This is a genomic window from Pantoea sp. SGAir0430 (assembly GCF_043549295.1).
The window spans coordinates 1,253,113-1,275,756 of the sequence record NZ_CP039427.1 but is presented as its reverse complement, the minus strand read 5'-3'; the positions used below and the strand labels follow the sequence as shown (position 1 = coordinate 1,275,756).

Sequence of the window (22,644 nt, the reverse complement as noted above, 5' to 3'; positions counted from 1 at the left end):
ATTATGTTCCAGGCTTAGTGGGACATGGACAAAGTATGAGGAACAACAAGATGAATAAAGTGCTGGGATGTATCGCTGCCGCTATGACGCTGGCAGCCCTGTCTGGTTGTACAACTTACGATCGTGCGGAAAGCTACGTGACTAAGCCTGTGGTGAAGGATGTGAAAAAAGGCATGACGCGTGAACAGGTGCGCCAGATTGCCGGACCGGCGTCGACCGAAATCACCATGGTTCACGCACGGGGTACCTGCCAGACCTACGTGATTGGTGAGCGTGATGGCAAACAGCAGACTTACTTTGTGAGCTATAACGACACCGGTCGCGTCATGAACTACGGCTTCCAGAGCTGTAAGGATTACGATACCGATCCGCAAGCCGCGCAGTAACGGCAGCAGAATAACAAACGGCCCGTCTCAGACGGGCCGTTTTTCTTTGTGCGCTTACAGCCCATACGGCCGCGGCACCTCAATGTAGCTGCCGCTGATCTCGCGCTGATAGTAGTGACCATCCTGCACGTAATAGCGTTTGCCATTGTAATCCAGAACGCGCATGGCGCTGGCCGGTGGGCCATCCGGTGGCTGGACCACCACGTAGGTGTCGCCCTGCCGCTGGTAGTAGCTACCGTTCAGCAGGTAGTAGGTCAGTCCGCCAATCAGCACGGCAGTCGCGGCCTCCGGCAGAAAACGCAGCGGTCCGGGATGGCCCCAGCGGGGTCCCGGACCACCCCAGTGCGGGCCGGGTCCAGGACCCCAGCCATACGGATGAGCAAAACTTACGGTTGGCGCTATCAGGGTTAACGCCAGCATTGAGGCGATAACGTTTCTCATGACGGTTCTCCTGCGGTAACTCCCCGCAGCATTCGCCTTTCAGCGCGCAAACTCAAGCAAAAAACCGTCGATTTTGCCTTCGTTTACCACGCTTAACGCTTTCCTGACGTTAGCGCCATGATTGCGGAAAAAGTGCAGAAAACGGCAAAAAAAACGGCAGGCTTTGCGGCCTGCCGTTACGGGAAAACGGGTTAATTAGCGGTGCGCCAGTTCCGCGTGTTCGTCGCTCTCCAGCACTTTTTTGTCGGTCATACCCAGCCAGCGGCTGGTCAGTGAACCGGCGGTCATCGAGCCGTTAACGTTGAGCGCGGTACGGCCCATATCAATCAGCGGTTCGATGGAGATCAGCAATGCCACCAGCGTGACCGGCAGGCCCATCGCCGGCAGGACGATCAGCGCGGCAAAGGTCGCGCCGCCACCGACGCCCGCCACACCGGCTGAGCTCAGCGTGACAATACCGACCAGCGTGGCGATCCATACCGGGTCAAACGGGTTGATACCCACGGTCGGCGCTACCATCACCGCCAGCATGGTGGGATAGAGGCCGGCACAGCCGTTCTGGCCGATGGTCGCGCCAAATGAGGCCGAGAAGCTGGCGATGGATTCCGGTACGCCCAGACGACGCGTCTGTGTTTCCACGTTCAGCGGAATACTGGCGGCACTGGAACGGCTGGTGAAGGCAAAGGTAATCACCGGCCAGACTTTACGGAAGAAGCGCAGCGGGTTGATACCGTTGATTGACAGCAGCAGCGCGTGAACGCCAAACATGATCGCGAGGCCGAGATACGAGGCCACCACAAAGCCGCCCAGCTTGATGATGTCCTGCAGGTTGGAACCGGCAACCACTTTGGTCATCAGCGCCAGCACGCCGTACGGCGTCAGCTTCATGATCAGACGGACCAGCTTCATCACCCAGGATTGCAGGGTATCAATCGCCACCAGCACGCGCTCGCCTTTGGCTTTGTCATCTTTCAGCAACTGCAGCGCCGCCACGCCGAGGAAAGCGGCGAAAATCACTACGCTGATGATCGACGTTGGATTGGCACCGGCCAGATCGGCAAACGGGTTTTTCGGGATAAAGGAGAGCAGCAGCTGCGGCGTACTGAGATCCGCGACTTTACCAACGTAGTTGCTCTGGATGGCGCTTAGACGCGCGGTTTCCTGCGCGCCCTGTACCAGTCCTTCCGCGCTGAGGTGGAACAGGCCGGTCACCAGCACGCCCACCAGTGCGGAAATGGCGGTGGTAAACAGCAGCACGCCGATGGTCAGCACGCTGATTTTGCCCAGCGACGAGGCGTTATGCAGCCGCGCCACCGCACTGAGGATTGAGGCAAATACCAGTGGCATGACAATCATCTGCAGCAGCTGAACATAGCCGTTGCCGACGATGTTGAACCAGCCAATCGACTCTTTCACCACCGGGCTGTTTTCGCCATAAATGGCCTGCAGTGCCAGGCCAAAGATCACCCCCAGCACCAGGCCGGTCAGCACGCGCTTCGACAGGCTCCAGCTCTGGTTGCCGACGCGGTTTAACGCAATCAGCAGCGCGACAAATGCCACGATATTGATGATCAGAGGAATATTCATTGTTAACTCCTGAAGGTCGCCACGCGATCGCGCCGCGTAACCGAAAATAGCAGAGGGATCCTCTGTAACTGTCGCGGCATGGTACCAGTTGGTCCTGCGGGAACAATATATCTAAATCGTCTTGGTTATAACTAAATGGAATTTAAGGCGATTATTTAAGCAATCGCTGGCAGAAGGAAAAACACTTCAGCGCGTACTGCCGTTCACCAGCCGGCCAATGCCGTTCTGCAGATTATTGAACAGCTGCTCCGGCCAGCCGTTAGCGCCAAACGACGGCATACCGGGCGGGAACCACAGCGCATAACCTACGAGTGCGAGGCACAGCACGCGCTCCAGCTGGTTGCCTTGCTGGCTGTTGAGGATAGGCAGGCGAAAGCGCCAGCGGCACGGCCACAGCAGCGGCACGCCGGCGGGCGTCAGCATATCGGCGACAATGTGGCTCAGATAGCCGAGCGTCATGCCCTGCAGGACATCCGCTGGCAGGAACCAGTCGGCCGGCACGTTAATCTGAAACAGCCACAGGCTGACCGCCACCGCCAGCAGGCTATGGGTAAAGCCGCGATGGCCAAAAGCGCGGGCTATCGGCTGCGACAGCCACTTTAGCCGCTGGCCCAGCACTGATTTAGGGTGATCGATATCCGGCAGCAGGCAGGTCAGCAGCGCAGCCGGCACCAGATGCCACCAGTCGGCACTGGCCATCACCGGCGTCAGTTCGGCGCGTTTGGCAAATATCGCACTGGCGATGGCAAAAATGATATGGCCTTCGGCCGTCATGATGGAACCTGGCTGCAAAAACTGTCGATGCATCCAGTATAGGGATTTATCCAGTAAATGAGAACGGTGACGCTGTAACGAAGAGTGAATTTTTTACTGGCCCGCGCCTAAAAAAAGCGCGGGAAATTAACGGTCTGGCTTACTTTTGCGCCTGGCAACCGGGCGAACCATCAGCCAGGCGTAACGCGCGATGCACAGCGATCAGTTAAACAGATGTTCCGCCTGCAGCTGCGTCAGGTTTTCCAGTTGCACATTGGCCAGTGCCCAGCGCGCATCGTGGCGATGTTCGGCGGCAGGCACCACAATGGAACGCATGCGCGCGGCTTTACTGGCGATCATGCCGTTGAACGAGTCTTCCAGCGCCACGCAGTTGAGCGGATCAACCCCCAGCTTTGCCGCAGCATCCAGATACACCTGCGGGTGCGGTTTGCTGTAAGGCAGCGCTTCAGCCGAGGCGAGGGCGCTAAAGTAGTGACGTAAATTGAACATCTCCAGCACGCGTTCCAGCATCGCCAGCGGAGACGCCGAGGCCAGCGCAATCGCCAGTCCCTGTTGCTGACACAGCTGCAGCGCCTGCTCAACGCCGGGCAACAGCGGCCGGGTCTCTTCGACCAGCGCCAGCGCGCGGGCAATAATGCGCTGAGTGACTTCGGCCTGATCCGGCCCGTTCCACGGCAGCGCTTCGTACCACATGCGCACGGTTTGATCGATGCGCAGGCCGAGCGTATCCGGCAGCTCGTGGCGGCGGCTAATATCCACATTCAGGCTGGCAAACACCTCCAGCTCGGCGCGATCCCATAGCGGTTCAGAATCAATCAGTAAGCCATCCATATCAAAAATAGCGGCCAGCACAGGGCGACGATAGGTCATACAACAGCTCCATTGACAGTTTGCCCTACCTTAACATGGGCGGCGGCGAAAACCGACTTACGGCAGGTTACGCATTTTTCAGGAAAATTTGCTGTAGTGCAGGTAGACTTAGGGCAAAACTACTGTTTGTGAAGGGAAGACACCATGACGTATCAACAGGCTGGCCGCATCGCCATCCTCAAGCGAGTGGCTGGCTGGGTGATTTTTATCCCGGCGCTGTTATCCACCCTTATCTCCATCTTAGGCTTCATGTTTAAACACAGCGAAAAGCAGCCCGGCATTGACGCCGTGATGCTCGACTTCGTGCATGTGATGGTAGATATGATTAAGTTCAACACGCCGTTTCTCAATGTGTTCTGGAACAATTCGCCGGTGCCGGAATTTAACGGCGGGGCCAATATTGGCTTCTGGCTGATCTATATCCTGATATTCGTGGGCATCGCTTTGCAGGCCTCGGGCGCACGCATGTGGCGTCAGGCGCGCCATATCAAAGAAGGCATTGAAGACCAGATGATCCTGGAACAGGCGAAGGGCAGCGAAGGGCGCACGCGGGCGCAGCTGGAAGAGAAAATCCATGTGCCGCGCCACACCATTTTGCTGCAGATTTTTCCGCTGTATATTCTGCCGGTGATCATTGCCGTGGCCGGTTACTTCGTGTTGAAACTGCTCGGTATGCTGTAAGGCGTCAGGCCGGTCTGACCTGGCGCTGGCCCAGCGCATCCTCCTCCAGCAACTGGCCGATAGCGAACTGCGCTTCGCCGGCCCAGTTGCCGCCAAAGACGTTGGCGCGGTTGAGCAGATAGTAGAGCTGATACACTGGCTGACGCTGCGAGAAACCTTCCGGCAGCGGCCACACCGCATGATACCCTTCGTAAATCTGGCGCGGCAGATCGGCGTAATAGCTGAGCATCGCCAGGTCACATTCGCGATCACCCCAGTAGCAGGCGGGATCGAACAGCCACGGGCCGCTGGCGCTGCCGGCGCAGTTGGCTGGCCACAAATCACCATGCAGTAACGACGGTTGCGGATGATGGCTGGCGAGGCTGCGCTGCACGCAATCCACGATCAACTCCATGTCACCGTAGTGCACGCCTTTCTCCGCCGCCAGCTGCAGCTGCCAGCCGATGCGCTGTTCGGCGAAAAACACCGACCATTTGCGTAACCAGCTGTTGGGTTGCGGCGTGGTGGTTATGTTGTTGTCGAAGTCGAGACCAAACTGCGGTTGCTCACTCCACTGGTGCAGATGGGCCAGCTGCTGGCCGAGCTGGAATGCGCTTTGGGCGTCGAGTGGCTGCGGGGGAATGTATTCCAGTAGCAGAAAGCTGGTGTCACGATCGTTACCGACGCCGTAGACCTTCGGCACGCGCACCGTGTGGGTGCGCGCCAGCAGATCAAGCTGGTCGGCTTCCCAGCTGAACAGCGTCAGCATGTCGCGCGTGTTGCATTTGACGAACACTTCCAGCTCACCGTAGCGCAGGCGCCACGCCGGATGAATATCGCCACCGGGCAACTCATGACGTTCCGTGATTTCGGCATCACCGGCGTACTCGCTTAACAGACGACTAATGGCTGACCACATCGGGTAATCCTCTTTATTCGCTGCGTAAGATCGATTGTAACGCGCAAAACTTGCACAACTCCAGCGGCAATGCGCAATTTGCGGATTGCGTCAGGCTTGCGCTTTGAGAAACGCTTCCAGCGTGGTGACATCAGCATCCGGCTGCTGATCGAGCGCCACTGCCGCCAGCCCGGCGGCGTGTTCCGCCAGCGCCTGCTCCTCCAGCGCACTGACAATGCCAAAGCTGTTGGTGCCCAGCTCGTGCGGATGGCCGTCCACATCGTGTAACGTGGTGCTGTAACCACCGTTAACCATCGCGCTATTCAGCGCCTGCAGATCGCCAAGACCCCTTTCCTGATAACGGAAGGTGACAACGTAACGCTTGAGATCATGATCGCTCATCTTTTCACCTCATTGTTATCGAACAGATTTCAGCGTAGACCAGCGCCTGCGATAGAGCGAATTCTGCACAATCATCCGCTGGCGCACAGCGTAAAGTCCTGTCAGGGGCGCCAGAAAATTCTTGTAGCATTTAAGCTGTTATTTGGTTATTTGCCGCCTATAATGCGCGCCGGAAATGGGAAGATTCCCAATCCACACGCGGTGCCAGCGCAAAACCTGGCGATTCTGGTGCTTTCATACTTTTTTACAAAACTTACCGTAAATTGCATTGATTGCCCGGGAAAATTCTCCAGACTCATCTCTTTTTCAACTGTCGTACGGGTTACCTTTTAATGAAAGCCTTCAATAAGCTGTCCGCTGTTTTGTTGCTCTCCGCCGGAGCATTTTGTCACCAGGCCTTTGCAGATAACGCTGTCTTCACCTCAATGGATGACCCTTCTACGGCAAAAAAACCGTTTGAAGGCACCGCGTCAGCCGGTTACCTGGCACAGACCGGTAACACCACCAGCTCATCGCTGACCGCGTCAACCAGCATGACCTGGTATCAGACCTCAACGGCGTACAGCCTGTGGGGTAACGCCGCGAATACCTCATCCAACGATGAGCGCTCGTCGGAAACCTATAACATCGGTGGCCGTAGCCGTTACAACCTCAACAGCGCTGACTACCTGTTCGGTCAGGCGAGCTGGCTGAGCGACCGCCTGAACGGTTATGATTCACGCGATGTCCTGACCGCCGGTTACGGTCGTCAGATCCTCAACGGTCCGGTGCACTCGCTGCGTGCTGAATTCGGTCCGGGTGTACGTTACGATGACTTCCACGATGGCGGCCACGAAACCAAAGCACTGGGCTACGGCGCGCTGAGCTATCAGTGGCAGCTGACTGACACCACCAAATTCATCCAGGGTGTGTCGGTGCTGAGCAGCTTTGGTGAAGACACCACGCTGAACTCCGAAACCGCACTGCAGGTAGCGATCAACGACCACTTCGCGCTGAAACTGGGCTACAACGTTACCTGGAATAACAATCCGCCAGAATCTGCGCCGGACCGTACTGACACCAAAACCACGGTCCAGCTCTCTTACGCGATGTAAACCAGAGCGCATTGTTACACCGTCGCCCGGCCTGTGCCGCGCGGCGGTTTTTTTTGATCTCTCTTTGGCTTAGCGCATTTCTTCGCGGGTTTTGCTCACTGCGGAAAGCTGTTATCATCGTTGCCGCTTTACGCGCCTGGCGTCATTCCGACAGTGTGGGTCTGACATCGCGCCAGGTTAACCAAACAAAACTCAGTGTTGCATGTAGGCTTTCGTGTGGCTTACCACTGCAATTAAGGATATGAAATGCCAGTAATTACTCTTCCTGATGGCAGCCAGCGCGTATTTGACCGTCCGGTCAGCGTGATGGACATTGCGCTGGATATCGGTCCGGGTCTGGCGAAAGCCTGCATTGCCGGTCGCGTCAATGGCGAACTGGTGGATGCGGTTGATCCGATCACCAGCGATGCGCAGGTCGCTATCATCACCGCGAAAGATGAAGCCGGTCTGGAAATTATTCGTCACTCCTGTGCGCACCTGTTAGGGCATGCGATCAAACAGCTGTGGCCGAATACCAAAATGGCCATCGGTCCGGTTATCGATAACGGCTTCTATTATGATGTCGATCTCGACCATACGCTGACCCAGGAAGATCTTGAGCTGCTGGAAAAGCGCATGCACCAGCTGGCTGAGACCAATTACGACGTTGTGAAGAAGAAGGTGAGCTGGCAGGAAGCGCGTGACGTGTTTGCCGCGCGGGGCGAAAGCTACAAAACCACTATTCTCGACGAAAACATCAGCCATGACGATCGTCCTGGCCTGTATCATCATGAAGAATACATCGACATGTGCCGCGGTCCGCACGTGCCGAATATGCGTTTCTGCCATCATTTTAAACTGCAGAAAATCTCCGGAGCCTACTGGCGCGGCAACAGCGACAACAAAATGCTGCAGCGTATTTACGGTACGGCCTGGGCAGATAAGAAACAGCTGGCGGCGTATCTGCAGCGTCTGGAAGAGGCCGCGAAGCGCGATCACCGTAAAATCGGTAAGCAGCTCGATCTCTACCATATGCAGGAAGAAGCACCGGGTATGGTATTCTGGCACAATGACGGCTGGACCATCTTCCGCGAGCTGGAAGTGTTTGTGCGCACCAAGCTGAAAGAGTACGACTACCAGGAAGTGAAAGGTCCGTTCATGATGGACCGCGTGCTGTGGGAAAAAACCGGGCACTGGGACAATTACAAAGAAGCGATGTTCACCACCTCTTCCGAGAACCGTGAATACTGCATCAAACCGATGAACTGTCCGGGTCACGTGCAGATCTTTAACCAGGGTCTGAAATCGTACCGCGACCTGCCGCTGCGTATGGCGGAGTTCGGTAGCTGTCACCGTAACGAACCGTCAGGTGCGCTGCACGGTCTGATGCGCGTGCGCGGCTTTACCCAGGATGACGCCCACATCTTCTGTACTGAAGATCAGGTGCGTGATGAAGTGAACAGCTGCATCCGCATGGTCTATGACATGTACAGCACCTTCGGTTTTGAAAAAATCGTGGTGAAACTGTCGACGCGCCCTGAGAAGCGCATTGGCAGCGACGAGATGTGGGATCGTGCCGAAGTGGACCTCGCCGAAGCGCTGAAAGAGAACAACATTCCTTTCGAATATCAGCCGGGTGAAGGCGCCTTCTACGGCCCGAAAATTGAGTTTACGCTGCACGATTGTCTCGACCGCGCCTGGCAGTGCGGCACCGTTCAGCTAGACTTCTCCCTGCCGAAACGTCTGGACGCCACCTACGTGGGCGAAACCAACGATCGTCAGACGCCAGTGATGATTCACCGTGCGATTCTGGGTTCGATGGAGCGCTTTATCGGGATTCTGACCGAAGAGTTCGCCGGTTTCTTCCCGAGCTGGCTGGCGCCGGTACAGGCAGTGGTGATGAATATCACCGACGGCCAGGCAGAATATGTCAGTGAATTGACGAAGAAATTGCAGAATGCTGGCATTCGTGTCAAAGCAGACTTGAGAAACGAGAAGATAGGCTTTAAAATCCGCGAGCACACATTACGTCGCGTCCCTTACATGCTGGTCTGCGGTGAGAAAGAGGTGGAAGCAGGCAAGGTTGCCGTGCGCACCCGCCGTGGTAAAGACCTCGGGAGCATGGACGTAGATGTGTTTGTTGAGAAGCTGCAACAAGAGATTCGCAGCCGACATCTTCACCAATTAGAGGAATAAGGTTATTAAAGGCGGAAAACGAGTACAACCGACGCGTCCGAACCGTATCAACGGCGAAATCCGTGCCACCGAAGTGCGCTTAACTGGCGTAGACGGCGAGCAACTTGGCATTGTCTCACTGCGCGAAGCGATTGAGAAAGCAGAAGAAGCTGGCGTAGATTTAGTTGAAATTAGCCCGAACGCCGAACCGCCGGTTTGCCGCATTATGGATTACGGCAAGTTCCTTTATGAAAAGAGCAAATCTTCTAAGGAACAGAAGAAGAAGCAAAAAGTTATCCAGGTCAAGGAAATCAAATTCCGTCCTGGTACCGATGAAGGCGACTATCAGGTAAAACTCCGCAGCCTGATTCGTTTTCTGGAAGAGGGCGATAAAGCCAAAATCACGCTGCGTTTCCGTGGTCGTGAGATGGCGCACCAACAGATCGGTATGGAAGTGCTTAACCGCGTGAAAGAAGATCTGAATGAACTGGCAGTGGTCGAATCCTTCCCGACGAAGATCGAAGGCCGCCAGATGATTATGGTGCTCGCACCTAAGAAGAAACAGTAGGCTTTCAAGTAATAATGCCGCGTAGCGTTCGCGCTGCGCGGATTTTTATTCGCCTGTCTGGTTCATTTTATTAACAATGCGAAGTGGATATTTGTAAAAATGCCAAAGATTAAAACTGTACGTGGCGCCGCAAAGCGCTTCAAGAAGACCGCTTCTGGCGGCTTCAAGCGTAAGCACGCAAACCTGCGTCATATTCTGACTAAAAAGTCTACTAAGCGTAAACGTCACCTGCGTCCAAAAGGCATGGTGTCTAAAGGCGATCTGGGTCTGGTTGTTGCCTGCCTGCCGTACGCATAAGTTAACCCTTTTTTAATTCCCCGATAGATTTCGGGTTGCAGTCAGGCGGCAACGGAATGAATCCTGGAGCTTACATCAGTAAGTGACTGGGATGAATGAAGGCAGCCAACGCCGCTGCGGCACGAGAGATGATGGGGAAATCACAGAATATGATATAGGAGAGCTCACATGGCTCGCGTAAAACGTGGTGTAATTGCTCGCGCACGTCACAAGAAAATCTTAAAACAAGCTAAAGGCTACTATGGTGCACGTTCACGTGTTTACCGCGTTGCCTTCCAGGCTGTTATCAAAGCTGGTCAGTATGCTTACCGCGACCGTCGTCAGCGTAAGCGTCAGTTCCGTCAGCTGTGGATCGCACGTATCAACGCTGCGGCGCGTCAGAACGGTATCTCTTACAGCCGTTTCATCAATGGCCTGAAAAAAGCGTCCATTGAAATCGACCGTAAAATCCTCGCTGACATCGCTGTATTCGACAAAGTGGCATTCACTGCACTGGTTGAAAAAGCAAAATCAGCTCTGGCGTAAGTCAGGTAAAAAAGGGAGCTTGCTCCCTTTTTTATTGCCTGCAACCCACGCAAATGATTGACATTTTAGCCGCAGGGCATTTCAATAGTGCGGTTTCTATCAAGACAAGGTAACGCAAGCATGCACGCTGCTATTTTCCGTTTCTTTTTTTACTTTAGCGCCTGATCGTCAGGGGCTTTTGCGCATAAGAAAAGAAACGAAAAATCGCGCTGAAAGCCTCCCTCGTGGAGGCTTTTTTGTTTCCGGCGACACTTAATCGGATCGCACGATCCCAACGAGAACTGACCAGCCCGGCTGGAAGAAGAGGAAATCATGTCCCAACTCGCAGACCTGGTGGCCCGTGCCACGGCCGCCATCGACGAGGCGTCGGATATCGCCGCCCTGGACGCCGTGCGCGTCGAATTTCTGGGTAAAAAAGGGCACCTGACGCTGCAAATGACCACCCTGCGTGAACTGCCGGCGGAAGAGCGCCCGGCGGCCGGTGCGGTCATCAATGATGCCAAACAGCAGGTACAGGACCGTCTCAATGCGCGTAAAGATACGCTGGAAAGCGCGGCGCTGAATGCCCGCCTGGCGGCAGAGACTATTGACGTATCGCTGCCGGGACGCCGTATTGAGAACGGCGGTCTGCATCCGGTGACCCGCACCATCGATCGTATCGAAACCTTTTTCGGCGAGTTGGGTTTCGCGGTGGCGACCGGTCCGGAAATTGAAGACGATTATCACAACTTTGATGCGCTGAATATTCCAGGGCATCACCCGGCGCGTGCCGATCACGACACCTTCTGGTTCGATGCCACGCGCCTTCTGCGCACCCAGACCTCCGGCGTGCAGATCCGCACCATGAAAAATCAGCAGCCGCCGATTCGGATCATCGCGCCGGGCCGCGTTTACCGTAACGATTACGATCAGACGCACACCCCGATGTTCCATCAGATGGAAGGCCTGATCGTCGATAAAGACATCAGCTTCACCAATCTGAAAGGCACGCTGCATGACTTCCTGAACAACTTCTTCGAAGAGAACCTGCAGATTCGTTTCCGCCCGTCCTATTTCCCGTTCACCGAACCGTCAGCGGAAGTGGACGTGATGGGTAAAAACGGCAAATGGCTGGAAGTGCTGGGCTGCGGCATGGTGCATCCGAACGTACTGCGCAACGTGGGCATCGATCCGGAAATCTACTCCGGCTTCGCCTTCGGTATGGGCATGGAGCGTCTGACCATGCTGCGCTACGGTGTGACCGATCTGCGCGCCTTCTTCGAAAACGATTTACGTTTCCTCAAACAATTTAAATAAGGGCAGGTTATCCAATGAAATTCAGTGAACTCTGGTTACGCGAATGGGTAAATCCAGCCCTGGACAGCGCCGCGCTGTCTGAGCAAATCACTATGGCCGGTCTGGAAGTCGACGGCGTCGACCCGGTGGCAGGGGCGTTTCATGGCGTCGTGGTGGGTGAAGTGGTGGAGTGCGGCCAGCACCCGAACGCCGACAAACTGCGCGTCACCAAAATCAACGTCGGTGGCGATCGCCTGCTGGATATCGTCTGCGGCGCGCCAAACTGCCGTCAGGGGCTGAAAGTGGCGGTGGCGACTGTTGGTGCCGTGCTGCCAGGCGATTTCAAAATCAAAGCGGCAAAACTGCGCGGTGAGCCGTCAGAAGGCATGCTGTGCTCGTTCTCCGAGCTGGGGATTTCTGACGATCACAACGGTATTATCGAGCTGCCAGCCGATGCGCCGGTGGGCACCGATATTCGCCAGTACCTGCAGCTGGATGACAACACCATCGAAATCAGCGTGACGCCAAACCGTGCCGACTGCCTGGGCATCATCGGTATCGCGCGTGACGTGGCGGTGATCAATGGCCTGCCGCTGCAGGCGCCGGTCATCGAGCCGGTTAAAGCCACCATTAGCGACACCTTCCCGATTCGCGTTGACGCCACCGATGCCTGCCCACGTTACCTGGGCCGCGTGGTAAAAGGCGTAAACGTGAAAGCTGAAACGCCGCTGTGGATGCGCGAAAAACTGCGCCGCTGCGGTATCCGCTCGATCGATCCAGTAGTGGATATCACTAACTACGTGCTGCTGGAGCTCGGTCAGCCGATGCACGCCTTCGATCTCGACCGCATTGACGGCGGTATCGTGGTGCGCATGGCGAAAGAGGGGGAAACCCTGACGCTGCTCGACGGCAGCGAAGCGACCCTCCACAGCGATACGCTGGTGATTGCTGATCACCACAAAGCGCTGGCGATGGGTGGCATCTTCGGCGGTGAGCACTCCGGCGTCAACGAAGCGACGCAGAACGTACTGTTTGAGTGCGCGTTCTTCGATCCGCTGGCGATCACCGGTCGTGCGCGTCGTCATGGTCTGCATACCGATGCTTCCCATCGCTACGAGCGCGGTGTCGATCCGGCGCTGCAGCATAAGGCGCTGGAGCGCGCCACTCAGCTGCTGCTGGCGATTTGCGGCGGCGAAGCCGGCCCGGTTATCGATCAGACCGATGCCAGCAAACTGCCGGCGCGCGCTACCATTACGCTGCGCCGTGAGAAGCTGGACCGCCTGATTGGCCACGTCATTGCGGATGAGCAGGTGACCGATATCCTGACCCGTCTCGGCTGTGACGTCACCGTCGGCAACGGCGAATGGCAGGCCGTCGCCCCGAGCTGGCGCTTCGATATGGCCATCGAAGAAGACCTGGTCGAAGAAGTGGCGCGCGTATACGGCTACAACAATATTCCGGATGTGCCGGTGAAAGCCAGCCTGCTGATGACCCAGCACCGTGAAGCCGATCTGTCGCTGAAGCGTGCCAAAAACCTGCTGGTGGATAAAGGCTACCAGGAAGCGATTACCTACAGCTTTGTCGATCCGAAAGTGCAGCAGCTGCTGCATCCGGGCGAAGAAGCGCTGATTCTGCCCAGCCCGATTTCCAGCGATATGTCGGCGATGCGCCTGTCGCTGTGGACCGGTCTGCTCGGCGCCGTGGTGTATAACCAGAACCGTCAGCAGAGCCGCGTGCGCCTGTTTGAGAGCGGTTTACGCTTTGTGCCTGATACGCAGGCCGATCTCGGCATCCGTCAGGATCTTATGCTGGCGGGCGTGCTGAGCGGTAACCGCTACGAAGAGCACTGGGATCTGGCGCGCCAGACGGTTGACTTCTATGATTTGAAAGGCGATTTAGAGTCGCTGCTGGATTTGACCGGTAAACTCGACGCGATTTCGTTCCGTGCAGAAGCCAATCCGGCGCTGCATCCGGGACAGAGTGCAGGCATTTATTTAGCCGGCGAACGAATCGGATTTATCGGGGTGGTTCATCCGGAGCTGGAACGTAAGCTGGATCTTAACGGCCGCACCTTAGTGTTTGAACTGCTTTGGAATAAGGTCGCAGACCGCGTCCTGCCTGACGCGCGCGAGATCTCACGCTTCCCGGCAAACCGCCGTGACATCGCTGTGGTAGTGGCTGAAAATGTGCCCGCAGCAGATATCATCGCGGAGTGTAAGAAAGTTGGCGTAAATCAGGTAGTTGGCGTAAACTTGTTTGACGTGTACCGTGGTAAGGGCGTAAACGAGGGTGAAAAGAGCCTCGCGATTAGCCTGATTTTGCAGGATACCAGCCGGACACTCGAAGAAGAGGAGATTGCTGCGACCGTTGCCAAATGCGTTGCAGCATTAAAAGAGCGATTCCAGGCAACCTTGAGGGATTGAACCTATGGCGCTTACAAAAGCTGAAATGTCAGAGTACCTGTTTGAAAAACTCGGGTTGAGCAAACGCGATGCCAAAGAGTTGGTAGAGCTTTTTTTCGAAGAAGTTCGCCGCGCGTTGGAAAACGGAGAACAGGTAAAACTGTCCGGATTTGGTAATTTTGATCTGCGTGACAAAAACCAGCGTCCGGGCCGTAACCCGAAGACGGGGGAAGATATTCCAATCACCGCCCGCCGCGTGGTGACATTCCGTCCGGGGCAGAAGTTGAAAAGTCGCGTGGAGAACGCGTCACCCAAGGATGCTGACTGATTTCAGTATGACAAAAAGGCCGCTCAGCGGCCTTTTTTATGCGCGCAATCCCGGCAGCACGCTGCAGGCGCGGCTTTCTTTTTAGCGTAATCTCTCTACAATCAAATCTCTGTTTTCTCTGCCAATCTTACTTATGACTCTGCTGGATCAGCTGGCCCAACAGGCCGACCGTCGCAGCCGGCGCTGGCTCGGCGCGCTTACTGCCGCAGTGCTGCTGCTGCTGGTGCTCAGTCTGTGCACGGGCGACAGCTGGATTTCTCCGCTGCAATGGTTTTCTGCCAGCGGCGATCTGTTCGTCTGGCAGCTGCGCCTGCCGCGCACTCTGGCGGTGCTGCTGGTGGGCGCGGCGCTGGCAGTCTGCGGCGTGGTGATGCAGGCGCTGTTCAACAATCCGCTGGCGGAGCCCGGGCTGCTGGGCGTATCGAACGGTGCCGGCATTGGCCTGGTGCTGGCAGTGCTGCTGGGTAACGGCGCACTGTGGAGCCTGGCGCTGGCAGCGATGGCGGGCGCGCTGCTGATCACGCTAATCCTGCTGCATTTTGCCCATCGTCAGCTGTCGGCCAGCCGTCTGCTGCTGACCGGCGTGGCGCTCGGCATTATCTGTAGCGCCATCATGACGTGGGCGGTGTACTTTAGCACCAGCCTCGATCTGCGCCAGCTGATGTACTGGATGATGGGCGGCTTTAGCGGTATCGACTGGCGCTACGGCTGGATGATGCTGGCGCTGCTGCCGGTGACGCTGGCGCTGCTGGCCAGCGCCCGGACGCTTAATCTGCTGGCGCTGGGGGAGGTGTCGGCGCGGCAGCTCGGCCTGCCACTGCTGCTGTGGCGCAATCTGCTGGTGCTGGCGATGGGCTGGCTGGTGGGCGTCAGCGTGGCGATGGCCGGTGCGATTGGATTTGTCGGACTGGTTATCCCCCATCTGCTGCGCCTCAGCGGCCTGAGCGATCATCGCTACCTGCTGCCGGCCGCGGCGCTGGCGGGCGCGGCGGTACTGCTGGCGGCGGACATTCTGGCACGGCTGGTGCTGACCTCGGCCGAGCTGCCGATTGGGGTGGTCACTGCCACGCTCGGCGCGCCGCTGTTTATCATGTTATTAGTAAAGTCTTCGCGCTAGCTGCGGCTGGCACAGTGCAATCAACAACGGGAATCGACGATGAGCCTTTATCAGACAGAACTGGTTACGCTGGACGGTGAAAAAACCACGCTGGCACAGTATCAGGGCAAGGTGCTGCTGGTGGTTAACGTAGCATCAAAATGCGGCCTGACGCCGCAGTATGAACAGCTGGAGTCGCTGCAGAAGGCCTGGCAGGACAAAGATTTCAGCGTGCTGGGCTTCCCCTGTAATCAGTTTCTTGAGCAGGAACCGGGCAGCAACGAAGAGATCAAAACCTTCTGCAGCACCACATACGGCGTAACCTTCCCGCTGTTCGATAAAACGGACGTCAACGGCGAGCAGCGTCATCCGCTGTACCGTCAGCTGGTCGCCGCGCAGCCGGAAGCCGAACGCCCGGCAGGCAGCGGTTTCCTTGAGCGCATGGAGAGCAAAGGCCGCGCGCCGAAAGCGCCGGGCGATATCCTGTGGAATTTCGAAAAATTCCTCATCAACAAACAGGGTGAGGTGATCGCGCGCTTCTCGCCGGACATGACACCGGACGATCCGATCATTCTGAAACGCATTGAGCAGGCGCTGGCGGCGTAATGCTGCTGCAGTGCCACGACCTGCGCGTGCCCGGACGGCTGAGCGCGGGGGAGCTGACGCTCCGCCGCGGTGAGCGCGTGCACGTGGTCGGCCCTAACGGCGCCGGCAAGAGCACGCTGCTGACCGCGCTCGCTGGCCTGCTCGACGCCGAAGGGCAGCTGACGCTGGCCGGCCAGCCGCTGCGAAGCTGGTCGGGGGCCGCACTGGCGCAGCAGCGTGCCTGGCTCCCGCAGCAGCAGCCGGCACCTGCGGCGCTGCCGGTGTGGCACTATCTGCGGCTGCACAGCCCGCCGGGCAGCGATAACGCGCAGGCGACGCTCACTGACCTGCTGCAGCAGCTTGGCTTGCAGGATAAACTGACGCGTCCGCTGGCACAGCTCTCCGGCGGTGAGTGGCAGCGGGTGCGCCTGGCGGCGGTGGTGCTGCAGATCCATCCGGCAATTAACCCGCGCGGTGCGTTACTGATTCTGGATGAGCCGCTCACCGCGCTCGACATCGCACAGCAGCGCGCGGTGGATAAGCTGCTGTTGCAGCTCAGCGAGGCCGGCATCGCTATTGTCGCCAGCGGACACGATCTCAACCACAGCCTGCGCCATGCCGATCGCGTCTGGCTGATGCATCAGGGCCGCGTAGTCAGTCAGGGCGGGGCGCGCGAGGTGCTGACCGCCGAGCGACTGGAACCGCTTTATCAGGCCGAATTCGTGCAGCTGGAAACGCCACAGGGGCCGCTGCTTTATCTTCCCTGACTTGCGCGCCGCGCCGCTTTGTCGCTACAGTGTCAGCCGGACGACGTTTTTAAGGACTATTCTGATGCGGCTGACCCTGTTTCTCCTCGTGTTGCTGCTGGCGGGCTGTAGCCATCATGCGCCGCCGCCCAATGGCCGTCTGTCTGACTCCATCACCGTGATTGCGCAACTTAACGATCAGCTCAGCCGCTGGCGCGGTACGCCTTATCGCTATGGCGGTTTAAGCCGCGGTGGCGTGGATTGCTCTGGCTTTGTCTACCTGACCTTTCGTGACCGCTTTGACCTGCAGCTGCCGCGCTCAACGATTGATCAGACCGATATTGGCACGCGCATCGATAAAAGCGATCTGCTGCCCGGCGACCTGGTATTTTTCAAAACCGGCAGCGGCGAAAATGGCCTTCACGTCGGCATCTATGACACCGACAATACCTTCATTCACGCCTCTACCAGCCAGGGCGTGATCCGCTCCTCGCTGGATAATGTTTACTGGCGCAAAGTATTCTGGCAGGCGCGTCGCATCTAATCCGCTTAACCCATTAGTGTTAAAAAAAGGCGTAATAATCAGATGGGTTTTGATCCGATTTATTTGTTTTTTTCCGCCAGATATAACTCTCATTTAAAATGGCACTTTACCGCAATCGGGTTTGCGACTAAAAATAGACGTCAGTGAATTTAATCAGTATGGACATTAACCTGGATCATTTGGCTTAAGTATTATTTGATGCAGAAAAGTCGGTAATTAGACAGAAAACGGCGTCTCTTCTAACGTTTGGTCCTATTGCCTGACCGTTTTCATTGATATACGATGCGCCAATTGCCACTGCATCTGGCTGTAAAAAATGAAAGTCCATTTATCTGCCGACTATCAGTCGGAAACCTGGTTTTATCCTGCCTATTCCCTGGCGGGCCAGCTGACTGCGGTTGAGCTGGTCACCCAGTTTGTTCATGACAGTGCGCCGATTACGCTGCCGCAGGACTTGCTGTTGCCGCAGCTTGACGATGCCCAGCAATTACGTTTGCTGCAGAGCCAGTTAGTGCTGCTGGAAAAGTACCGTGACTTTTTTGAGTTACATCAAATTATCGCGCTGGTTCGTATTGATGAATCTATGGCCACGACGCTATTGGCCAGTGAGTTTCTCTTAAGGAAATTTAAACAACTTCCCTTTATTGTTTTGGATATCAGTGAAACGTTTCCGCAATTATCGGCTGGCAAAAAGCAGCCGCTGTTAGCACGCCTGCAACAGGAATTTCGCTTATCGCTTTCTCAATTTGGGTCAGGAAAAGCACCGGCTACGGCAGTATACGAAAATCTGTTTAGCGTGTTAAAAATGGACAAAGCGTTTATTCATGCACTGGCGAAACGTGCCTCATTTACGCCATTTATTCAGACTGTTATCGATAATTTTTCCGCTTACGCCCCGCAAATAATTATTTGTGGCGTTGACGATAATGCCCTGCTGGAGAAAGTCAGTTCCCTGAGCGGCGCGCAGCTGCAGGGCAGCCTGTTCCCGGTGGTTAAAGCGGAACGGTTAAGCGATCTCATCTATCCGCACGTCACGCTCACCACGCCTTCACAGCAGTAACCTTTCATCTGTCTTCTCCGTCACCCCGACGGTAGACTACGCTTTATCTTTAAACGCAATGCGGGTGGCGCATCGTTGCGCACCTTCCGGAGTGTCGATGCAATTTATTAATAGCTGGCAGCAGACGTTGCCGGGATTCTACACCGCGCTGGACCCAACGCCGCTTGCCGGCGGGCGGCTGTGTTATCACAATGTCGCGCTGGCGCAGGAGATGGGCCTGGATGCCGCGCTGTTTGCTGGCAAAGGCCACGGCGTGTGGTATGGCGCAGCGTTACTTCCCGGCATGTCGCCGCTGGCGCAGGTCTACAGCGGGCACCAGTTTGGCGTGTGGGCTGGCCAGCTGGGCGACGGACGTGGTCTGCTGCTTGGCGAACAGCAACTGGCCGACGGCCGCAAACTTGACTGGCATCTGAAAGGCGCGGGCCTGACCCCCTATTCACGCATGGGCGATGGCCGCGCGGTGATCCGCTCCAGCGTGCGCGAGTTTCTCGCCTCGGAAGCGCTGCACCATCTTGGCATCCCGACCACGCGCGCGCTGGCGCTGGCCATTGGCGACGAACCGGTCCAGCGTGAAACCCGCGAGCGCGGCGCGATGCTGATGCGCATCGCCGACAGCCATCTGCGCTTTGGTCACTTCGAGCATTTCTATTACGGCGGCGAGCCGGAGAAAGTGCGCCAGCTGGCGGACTACGCGATTCATCATCACTGGCCGCAGCTGGAGCAGGAGGCCGATCGCTACCTGTTGTGGTTTACCGATATCGTCAAACGCACCGCCAGCCTGATTGCCCAGTGGCAGAGCGTCGGCTTCGCGCATGGCGTGATGAATACCGATAATATGTCGATCCTCGGCCTGACGCTCGATTACGGGCCTTACGGTTTCCTCGATGACTACGATGCGGATTTCATCTGTAATCACAGCGACTATCAGGGGCGCTACGCCTTCAGCAACCAGCCGATGATCGGCTTGTGGAATCTTAACCGCCTGGCGCATGCGCTGTCCGGTTTGCTGAGCACGGAACAGTTGAAACAGGCGCTCAGCCATTACGAGAGCGAGCTGATGCGGGTGTGGGGCGAGAAAATGCGCGCGAAGCTCGGGTTACTGACCGCCGATGCGGGGGATAACGCCATTCTCACTGACCTGCTGGCGCTGATGACGGCAGAGCACAGCGATTACACCCTGACGTTCCGCCTGCTGAGCGAGACGCAGCAGGCAGAGACGCGTTCACCGCTGCGCGATGAGTTTATCGACCGTGACGCCTTCGACCGCTGGTATCACGGCTATCGCCAGCGCCTGCTGCAGGATGGCGTCAGCGATGCGCAGCGTCAGGCAGTCATGAAAGCGGCTAACCCGGCGCTGGTGTTGCGCAACTATCTGGCCCAGCAGGTGATCGATGAGGTTGAGCAGGGGGAAACGGCGGCGCTGGCCAGATTACATCTGGCGCTGCAGCAGCCGTTTAACGAGGCGGCCATCAGTCCGGAACTGCGCCAGCGGCCGCCGGAGTGGGGAAAAACGCTGGAGGTAAGCTGCTCCAGCTAGCAGGCATCAGAAGCGGCTGTCCACGGCAGCCGCCAGCAGTGCCAGCACCTCCGCGCTGTCATCCCAGCCGAGGCACGGATCGGTAATCGACTGGCCGTAGGTCAGCGGCTGGCCGCTCACCACTTTCTGATTACCCTCCTGCAGGAAACTCTCAATCATCACTCCCGCCACTGCCCGCGAACCGGCGCGGATCTGCGCCGCCACGTCCTGCGCCACATCGCGCTGGCGGCGATGCTGCTTCAGGCAGTTGCCGTGGCTGAAGTCGATCACCAGCTGTTCCGGCAGGTTGAAGTCGCGCAGGTTGGCTGCCGCAGCGGCGACATCTTCAGCGTGATAATTCGGCTGACGCCCGCCGCGCAGGATCACGTGACCGTGCGGATTGCCGCTGGTCTGATAAATCGTCATCTGCCCGGTTTTGTCGGGTGACAGGAACATATGGCTGACGCGCGCGGCACGAATCGCATCAACCGCGATCTGCACGTTGCCGTCGGTGCCATTCTTGAAGCCCACCGGGCAGGAGAGCGCCGAGGCCATTTCACGGTGAATCTGGCTCTCGGTGGTGCGCGCGCCAATCGCGCCCCAGCTGATCAGGTCGGCAATAAACTGGCCGATCACCATATCGAGAAATTCCGTGGCGGTTGGCATGCCGATGGCGTTGATATCCAGCAGCAGCTGGCGCGCGATAGCGATGCCGCGGTTGACGTCGAAGCTGCCATCGAGATCCGGATCGGAAATCAGACCCTTCCAGCCCACCACGGTGCGCGGCTTCTCAAAGTAGGCGCGCATCACAATTTCCAGCCGGTCCTTGTGCTGTTCACGCAGCAGATTGAGACGCTCTGCGTACTCCAGTGCGGCCTTTGGGTCGTGCAGCGAGCAGGGGCCGATAATAACCAGCAGGCGTGGATCTTCACCGGTCAGGATGCGCGCGATGCGCTGACGCGCGGCGGTAACGTTAGCGGCAATCGCCGCCGAAATGGGGTGTTGTTGCGCCAGCGCGGCCGGCGTCAGCAGCGTGCCGATGCGCGCGGTGCGCAGTTCATCAGTTTTGTTCATTGGGATTCTCAAAAATCTGTTCTTCGCAGCGGTGAAATACCGGGAAGTGATGATGATCACAATAAACCATTAGCCCGTGAATTCAACCAGCTAAATCAAAAGGCTATTCATTACTGACGGCAGCCAGGCTTTACAACCTGGCAGGTGAGGTCAGTACATGCTGCGGCGCAGGCCCATGATGTCGAGGATTTTGGTGGCGATCTCTTCGACAGAGTAATTGGTGCTGTTGAGATAGCGAATCTGATGGGTGCGGAACAGCGCTTCCACTTCACCGACCTCCAGCCGGCACTGACGCATTGACGCATAGCGGGTATTTTCAGCGCGCTCCTGACGAATCGCCGCCAGCCGTTCCGGATCGATGGTCAGGCCAAACAGCTTGTGCTGATGGGCGCGCAGCGCAGGCGGCAGTTTCAGATTATCCATGTCATCGGCGATGAACGGATAGTTAGCCGCGCGGACGCCAAACTGCATCGCCAGATACAGGCTGGTCGGGGTTTTGCCGCAGCGCGATACCCCCAGCAAAATCACCTGCGCATCTTCCAGCCCGCGCAGCGAAATACCGTCATCGTGCGCCAGGGTGTAATCAATCGCGGCGATGCGGGCATCGTATTTGCCTAAGTTACTGGCGGTCAGGCCGTGGGTGCGGTGCGCCACCGGCATTGAGGCCACGCCCAGTTCGCTCTGCAGCGGTGCCACCAGCGCCTGCACGATGTCCTGGCAGAAGCCTTCGCTCTCCAGAATGATGTCGCGCACCTCTGGTGTGACAATCGAGAAAAACACCAGCGGGCGCACGCCGCTCTGCTGGTAGAGCGCATTGATCTGGGCTTTCACCGCCTGGGCGCGCTGCACATTCTCCACGAACGGCAGCGTCACGCTGTTGGTATTCACCGGAAACTGTGACAGCACCGCGTGGCCCAGCACTTCCGCGGTGATGGCGGTGCCGTCAGAGATATAGAATACGCTGCGTTCAGTGCTCATGGTTGACCTCATGCTTTTGTTTACTTTTGCGTAACATTATCGCCTAAAATATTCCATTTTCACTAAGGGTAAAATGAAATATCCATATCTGGCCGGCGAATAATCTATTTTTACGCTGCGCTGATTACCCATCATAGATGAAAAGCCGGGTTGTTCAGCGCTAATTTCTCGCTTTTGCCCGCGCGGGCGCAAAATAAAAACGGCAAGCGTTGCGCAACAAAAAACGCGTCTAACCTCATGAAAAAGTGAAAAATATCGCATTGCCAATAGGTTGGAAAAAATAGCTGCGTTGCGCAACAAGGCGCTTTTCGGGGAGTAATCCGATTTTAACGCTGATTTTCTGCTTTAACGATTCAACACTTAGTCTTTATTAATTGATTGTGC

The 22,644-nt window shown here is 56.9% G+C and carries 25 protein-coding genes and 1 other annotated feature; of the genes, 17 read left to right on the top strand and 8 right to left on the bottom strand.

Annotated features, from left to right (window positions below; all coding sequences use genetic code 11):
* Positions 1 to 50 precede the first annotated feature (50 nt).
* Entirely contained in the window at positions 51 to 386 is a 336-nt protein-coding gene (gene osmE / locus E7738_RS06120; RefSeq protein ID WP_021506259.1) for an osmotically-inducible lipoprotein OsmE, read from the top strand.
* A 54-nt stretch (positions 387 to 440) separates the two neighbouring features.
* Here osmE and E7738_RS06115 read toward each other — a convergent pair whose 3' ends face one another.
* The 4 genes from E7738_RS06115 to hxpB form a co-directional block, all read right to left on the bottom strand.
* Positions 441 to 827, bottom strand: a complete 387-nt coding sequence (locus E7738_RS06115) for a DUF6515 family protein (protein ID WP_031279187.1) — start codon at positions 825 to 827, stop codon at positions 441 to 443.
* A 195-nt stretch (positions 828 to 1,022) separates the two neighbouring features.
* Entirely contained in the window at positions 1,023 to 2,414 is a 1,392-nt protein-coding gene (locus E7738_RS06110; protein WP_021506257.1) for an L-cystine transporter, read from the bottom strand.
* Positions 2,415 to 2,600: 186 nt separating this feature from the next.
* A complete protein-coding gene (locus E7738_RS06105; protein WP_394516207.1) occupies positions 2,601 to 3,188 on the bottom strand; it encodes a metal-dependent hydrolase in 588 nt (195 codons plus the stop codon).
* Between the two features lie 201 nt (positions 3,189 to 3,389).
* The gene (gene hxpB, locus E7738_RS06100; protein WP_058757670.1) at positions 3,390 to 4,058 is read right to left on the bottom strand and encodes a hexitol phosphatase HxpB; all 669 of its coding nucleotides are present in this window, start codon (positions 4,056 to 4,058) and stop codon (positions 3,390 to 3,392) included.
* 144 nt (positions 4,059 to 4,202) lie between these two features.
* Here hxpB and E7738_RS06095 point away from each other — a divergent pair, with 144 nt between their 5' ends.
* Positions 4,203 to 4,739, top strand: a complete 537-nt coding sequence (locus E7738_RS06095) for a YniB family protein (RefSeq protein ID WP_021506254.1) — start codon at positions 4,203 to 4,205, stop codon at positions 4,737 to 4,739.
* Between the two features lie 4 nt (positions 4,740 to 4,743).
* Here the strand turns inward: E7738_RS06095 and E7738_RS06090 are convergent, their stop codons facing one another.
* Together E7738_RS06090 and ghoS are read right to left on the bottom strand one after the other, a co-directional pair.
* On the bottom strand, positions 4,744 to 5,637 hold the full coding sequence (locus tag E7738_RS06090; RefSeq protein WP_058776250.1) for a fructosamine kinase family protein: 894 nt from the start codon (positions 5,635 to 5,637) through the stop codon (positions 4,744 to 4,746).
* Positions 5,638 to 5,727: 90 nt separating this feature from the next.
* A complete protein-coding gene (gene ghoS / locus E7738_RS06085) occupies positions 5,728 to 6,018 on the bottom strand; it encodes a type V toxin-antitoxin system endoribonuclease antitoxin GhoS (protein ID WP_132462814.1) in 291 nt (96 codons plus the stop codon).
* Between the two features lie 332 nt (positions 6,019 to 6,350).
* Between ghoS and E7738_RS06080 the strand changes: the two genes are divergently transcribed.
* From E7738_RS06080 to E7738_RS06010, 15 genes are all read left to right on the top strand, one after another.
* Positions 6,351 to 7,112 (top strand): DUF481 domain-containing protein, encoded by a 762-nt coding sequence (locus tag E7738_RS06080; RefSeq protein ID WP_031279185.1) that lies wholly within the window; start codon positions 6,351 to 6,353, stop codon positions 7,110 to 7,112.
* Positions 7,113 to 7,358: 246 nt separating this feature from the next.
* Positions 7,359 to 9,287 (top strand): threonine--tRNA ligase, encoded by a 1,929-nt coding sequence (thrS, locus tag E7738_RS06075; RefSeq protein WP_021506250.1) that lies wholly within the window; start codon positions 7,359 to 7,361, stop codon positions 9,285 to 9,287.
* A gap of 4 nt (positions 9,288 to 9,291) precedes the next feature.
* Positions 9,292 to 9,834 (top strand): translation initiation factor IF-3, encoded by a 543-nt coding sequence (infC, locus tag E7738_RS06070; protein ID WP_058757673.1) that lies wholly within the window; start codon positions 9,292 to 9,294, stop codon positions 9,832 to 9,834.
* Positions 9,835 to 9,933: 99 nt separating this feature from the next.
* Positions 9,934 to 10,131, top strand: coding sequence for a 50S ribosomal protein L35 (gene rpmI / locus E7738_RS06065; protein WP_006118955.1), 198 nt, complete (start codon positions 9,934 to 9,936; stop codon positions 10,129 to 10,131).
* A gap of 168 nt (positions 10,132 to 10,299) precedes the next feature.
* The gene (gene rplT, locus E7738_RS06060; RefSeq protein ID WP_010616241.1) at positions 10,300 to 10,656 is read left to right on the top strand and encodes a 50S ribosomal protein L20; all 357 of its coding nucleotides are present in this window, start codon (positions 10,300 to 10,302) and stop codon (positions 10,654 to 10,656) included.
* A gap of 115 nt (positions 10,657 to 10,771) precedes the next feature.
* Positions 10,772 to 10,897, top strand: a sequence feature (Phe leader region).
* Positions 10,777 to 10,821 carry a pheST operon leader peptide PheM gene (pheM, locus tag E7738_RS06055; RefSeq protein ID WP_121626058.1) on the top strand — a complete coding sequence of 15 codons (45 nt, stop codon included), beginning with the start codon at positions 10,777 to 10,779 and terminating at the stop codon, positions 10,819 to 10,821. (Overlaps the previous feature by 45 nt.)
* Positions 10,898 to 10,968: 71 nt before the next feature.
* Positions 10,969 to 11,952 (top strand): phenylalanine--tRNA ligase subunit alpha, encoded by a 984-nt coding sequence (pheS, locus tag E7738_RS06050; RefSeq protein WP_021506248.1) that lies wholly within the window; start codon positions 10,969 to 10,971, stop codon positions 11,950 to 11,952.
* 14 nt (positions 11,953 to 11,966) lie between these two features.
* Positions 11,967 to 14,354, top strand: coding sequence for a phenylalanine--tRNA ligase subunit beta (gene pheT / locus E7738_RS06045; RefSeq protein WP_021506247.1), 2,388 nt, complete (start codon positions 11,967 to 11,969; stop codon positions 14,352 to 14,354).
* A gap of 4 nt (positions 14,355 to 14,358) precedes the next feature.
* The gene (gene ihfA / locus E7738_RS06040) at positions 14,359 to 14,661 is read left to right on the top strand and encodes an integration host factor subunit alpha (protein WP_021506246.1); all 303 of its coding nucleotides are present in this window, start codon (positions 14,359 to 14,361) and stop codon (positions 14,659 to 14,661) included.
* A gap of 133 nt (positions 14,662 to 14,794) precedes the next feature.
* Positions 14,795 to 15,778, top strand: coding sequence for a vitamin B12 ABC transporter permease BtuC (btuC, locus tag E7738_RS06035; protein ID WP_021506244.1), 984 nt, complete (start codon positions 14,795 to 14,797; stop codon positions 15,776 to 15,778).
* A 39-nt stretch (positions 15,779 to 15,817) separates the two neighbouring features.
* Complete coding sequence (locus E7738_RS06030; protein WP_021506243.1) at positions 15,818 to 16,363, top strand: glutathione peroxidase; 546 nt, start codon at positions 15,818 to 15,820, stop codon at positions 16,361 to 16,363.
* Positions 16,363 to 17,109 carry a vitamin B12 ABC transporter ATP-binding protein BtuD gene (btuD, locus tag E7738_RS06025; protein ID WP_058780656.1) on the top strand — a complete coding sequence of 249 codons (747 nt, stop codon included), beginning with the start codon at positions 16,363 to 16,365 and terminating at the stop codon, positions 17,107 to 17,109. The genes E7738_RS06030 and btuD overlap by 1 nt, the downstream gene beginning before the upstream one ends.
* 64 nt (positions 17,110 to 17,173) lie before the next feature.
* Entirely contained in the window at positions 17,174 to 17,632 is a 459-nt protein-coding gene (locus tag E7738_RS06020; RefSeq protein WP_021506241.1) for an NlpC/P60 family protein, read from the top strand.
* A gap of 316 nt (positions 17,633 to 17,948) precedes the next feature.
* Positions 17,949 to 18,692 (top strand): EAL domain-containing protein, encoded by a 744-nt coding sequence (locus E7738_RS06015; RefSeq protein ID WP_166718736.1) that lies wholly within the window; start codon positions 17,949 to 17,951, stop codon positions 18,690 to 18,692.
* Between the two features lie 97 nt (positions 18,693 to 18,789).
* Positions 18,790 to 20,229 carry a protein adenylyltransferase SelO gene (locus tag E7738_RS06010; protein WP_394516206.1) on the top strand — a complete coding sequence of 480 codons (1,440 nt, stop codon included), beginning with the start codon at positions 18,790 to 18,792 and terminating at the stop codon, positions 20,227 to 20,229.
* 6 nt (positions 20,230 to 20,235) lie between these two features.
* Here the strand turns inward: E7738_RS06010 and E7738_RS06005 are convergent, their stop codons facing one another.
* Together E7738_RS06005 and E7738_RS06000 are read right to left on the bottom strand one after the other, a co-directional pair.
* A complete protein-coding gene (locus E7738_RS06005; RefSeq protein ID WP_021506238.1) occupies positions 20,236 to 21,282 on the bottom strand; it encodes a 3-deoxy-7-phosphoheptulonate synthase in 1,047 nt (348 codons plus the stop codon).
* 150 nt (positions 21,283 to 21,432) lie between these two features.
* Positions 21,433 to 22,260 (bottom strand): posphoenolpyruvate synthetase regulatory kinase/phosphorylase PpsR, encoded by an 828-nt coding sequence (locus tag E7738_RS06000; RefSeq protein ID WP_021506237.1) that lies wholly within the window; start codon positions 22,258 to 22,260, stop codon positions 21,433 to 21,435.
* Positions 22,261 to 22,644: the final 384 nt, after the last annotated feature.

Excerpts from the sequence above, each read along its gene's own strand:
- osmE (WP_021506259.1), top strand. The coding sequence starts at position 51 with ATGAATAAAGTGCTGGGATGTATCGCTGCCGCTATGACGCTGGCAGCC.
- E7738_RS06115 (WP_031279187.1), bottom strand. The coding sequence starts at position 827 with ATGAGAAACGTTATCGCCTCAATGCTGGCGTTAACCCTGATAGCGCCA.
- E7738_RS06110 (WP_021506257.1), bottom strand. The coding sequence starts at position 2,414 with ATGAATATTCCTCTGATCATCAATATCGTGGCATTTGTCGCGCTGCTG.
- E7738_RS06105 (WP_394516207.1), bottom strand. The coding sequence starts at position 3,188 with ATGACGGCCGAAGGCCATATCATTTTTGCCATCGCCAGTGCGATATTT.
- hxpB (WP_058757670.1), bottom strand. The coding sequence starts at position 4,058 with ATGACCTATCGTCGCCCTGTGCTGGCCGCTATTTTTGATATGGATGGC.
- E7738_RS06095 (WP_021506254.1), top strand. The coding sequence starts at position 4,203 with ATGACGTATCAACAGGCTGGCCGCATCGCCATCCTCAAGCGAGTGGCT.
- E7738_RS06090 (WP_058776250.1), bottom strand. The coding sequence starts at position 5,637 with ATGTGGTCAGCCATTAGTCGTCTGTTAAGCGAGTACGCCGGTGATGCC.
- ghoS (WP_132462814.1), bottom strand. The coding sequence starts at position 6,018 with ATGAGCGATCATGATCTCAAGCGTTACGTTGTCACCTTCCGTTATCAG.
- E7738_RS06080 (WP_031279185.1), top strand. The coding sequence starts at position 6,351 with ATGAAAGCCTTCAATAAGCTGTCCGCTGTTTTGTTGCTCTCCGCCGGA.
- thrS (WP_021506250.1), top strand. The coding sequence starts at position 7,359 with ATGCCAGTAATTACTCTTCCTGATGGCAGCCAGCGCGTATTTGACCGT.
- rpmI (WP_006118955.1), top strand. The coding sequence starts at position 9,934 with ATGCCAAAGATTAAAACTGTACGTGGCGCCGCAAAGCGCTTCAAGAAG.
- rplT (WP_010616241.1), top strand. The coding sequence starts at position 10,300 with ATGGCTCGCGTAAAACGTGGTGTAATTGCTCGCGCACGTCACAAGAAA.
- pheS (WP_021506248.1), top strand. The coding sequence starts at position 10,969 with ATGTCCCAACTCGCAGACCTGGTGGCCCGTGCCACGGCCGCCATCGAC.
- pheT (WP_021506247.1), top strand. The coding sequence starts at position 11,967 with ATGAAATTCAGTGAACTCTGGTTACGCGAATGGGTAAATCCAGCCCTG.
- ihfA (WP_021506246.1), top strand. The coding sequence starts at position 14,359 with ATGGCGCTTACAAAAGCTGAAATGTCAGAGTACCTGTTTGAAAAACTC.
- btuC (WP_021506244.1), top strand. The coding sequence starts at position 14,795 with ATGACTCTGCTGGATCAGCTGGCCCAACAGGCCGACCGTCGCAGCCGG.
- E7738_RS06030 (WP_021506243.1), top strand. The coding sequence starts at position 15,818 with ATGAGCCTTTATCAGACAGAACTGGTTACGCTGGACGGTGAAAAAACC.
- btuD (WP_058780656.1), top strand. The coding sequence starts at position 16,363 with ATGCTGCTGCAGTGCCACGACCTGCGCGTGCCCGGACGGCTGAGCGCG.
- E7738_RS06020 (WP_021506241.1), top strand. The coding sequence starts at position 17,174 with ATGCGGCTGACCCTGTTTCTCCTCGTGTTGCTGCTGGCGGGCTGTAGC.
- E7738_RS06015 (WP_166718736.1), top strand. The coding sequence starts at position 17,949 with ATGAAAGTCCATTTATCTGCCGACTATCAGTCGGAAACCTGGTTTTAT.
- E7738_RS06010 (WP_394516206.1), top strand. The coding sequence starts at position 18,790 with ATGCAATTTATTAATAGCTGGCAGCAGACGTTGCCGGGATTCTACACC.
- E7738_RS06005 (WP_021506238.1), bottom strand. The coding sequence starts at position 21,282 with ATGAACAAAACTGATGAACTGCGCACCGCGCGCATCGGCACGCTGCTG.
- E7738_RS06000 (WP_021506237.1), bottom strand. The coding sequence starts at position 22,260 with ATGAGCACTGAACGCAGCGTATTCTATATCTCTGACGGCACCGCCATC.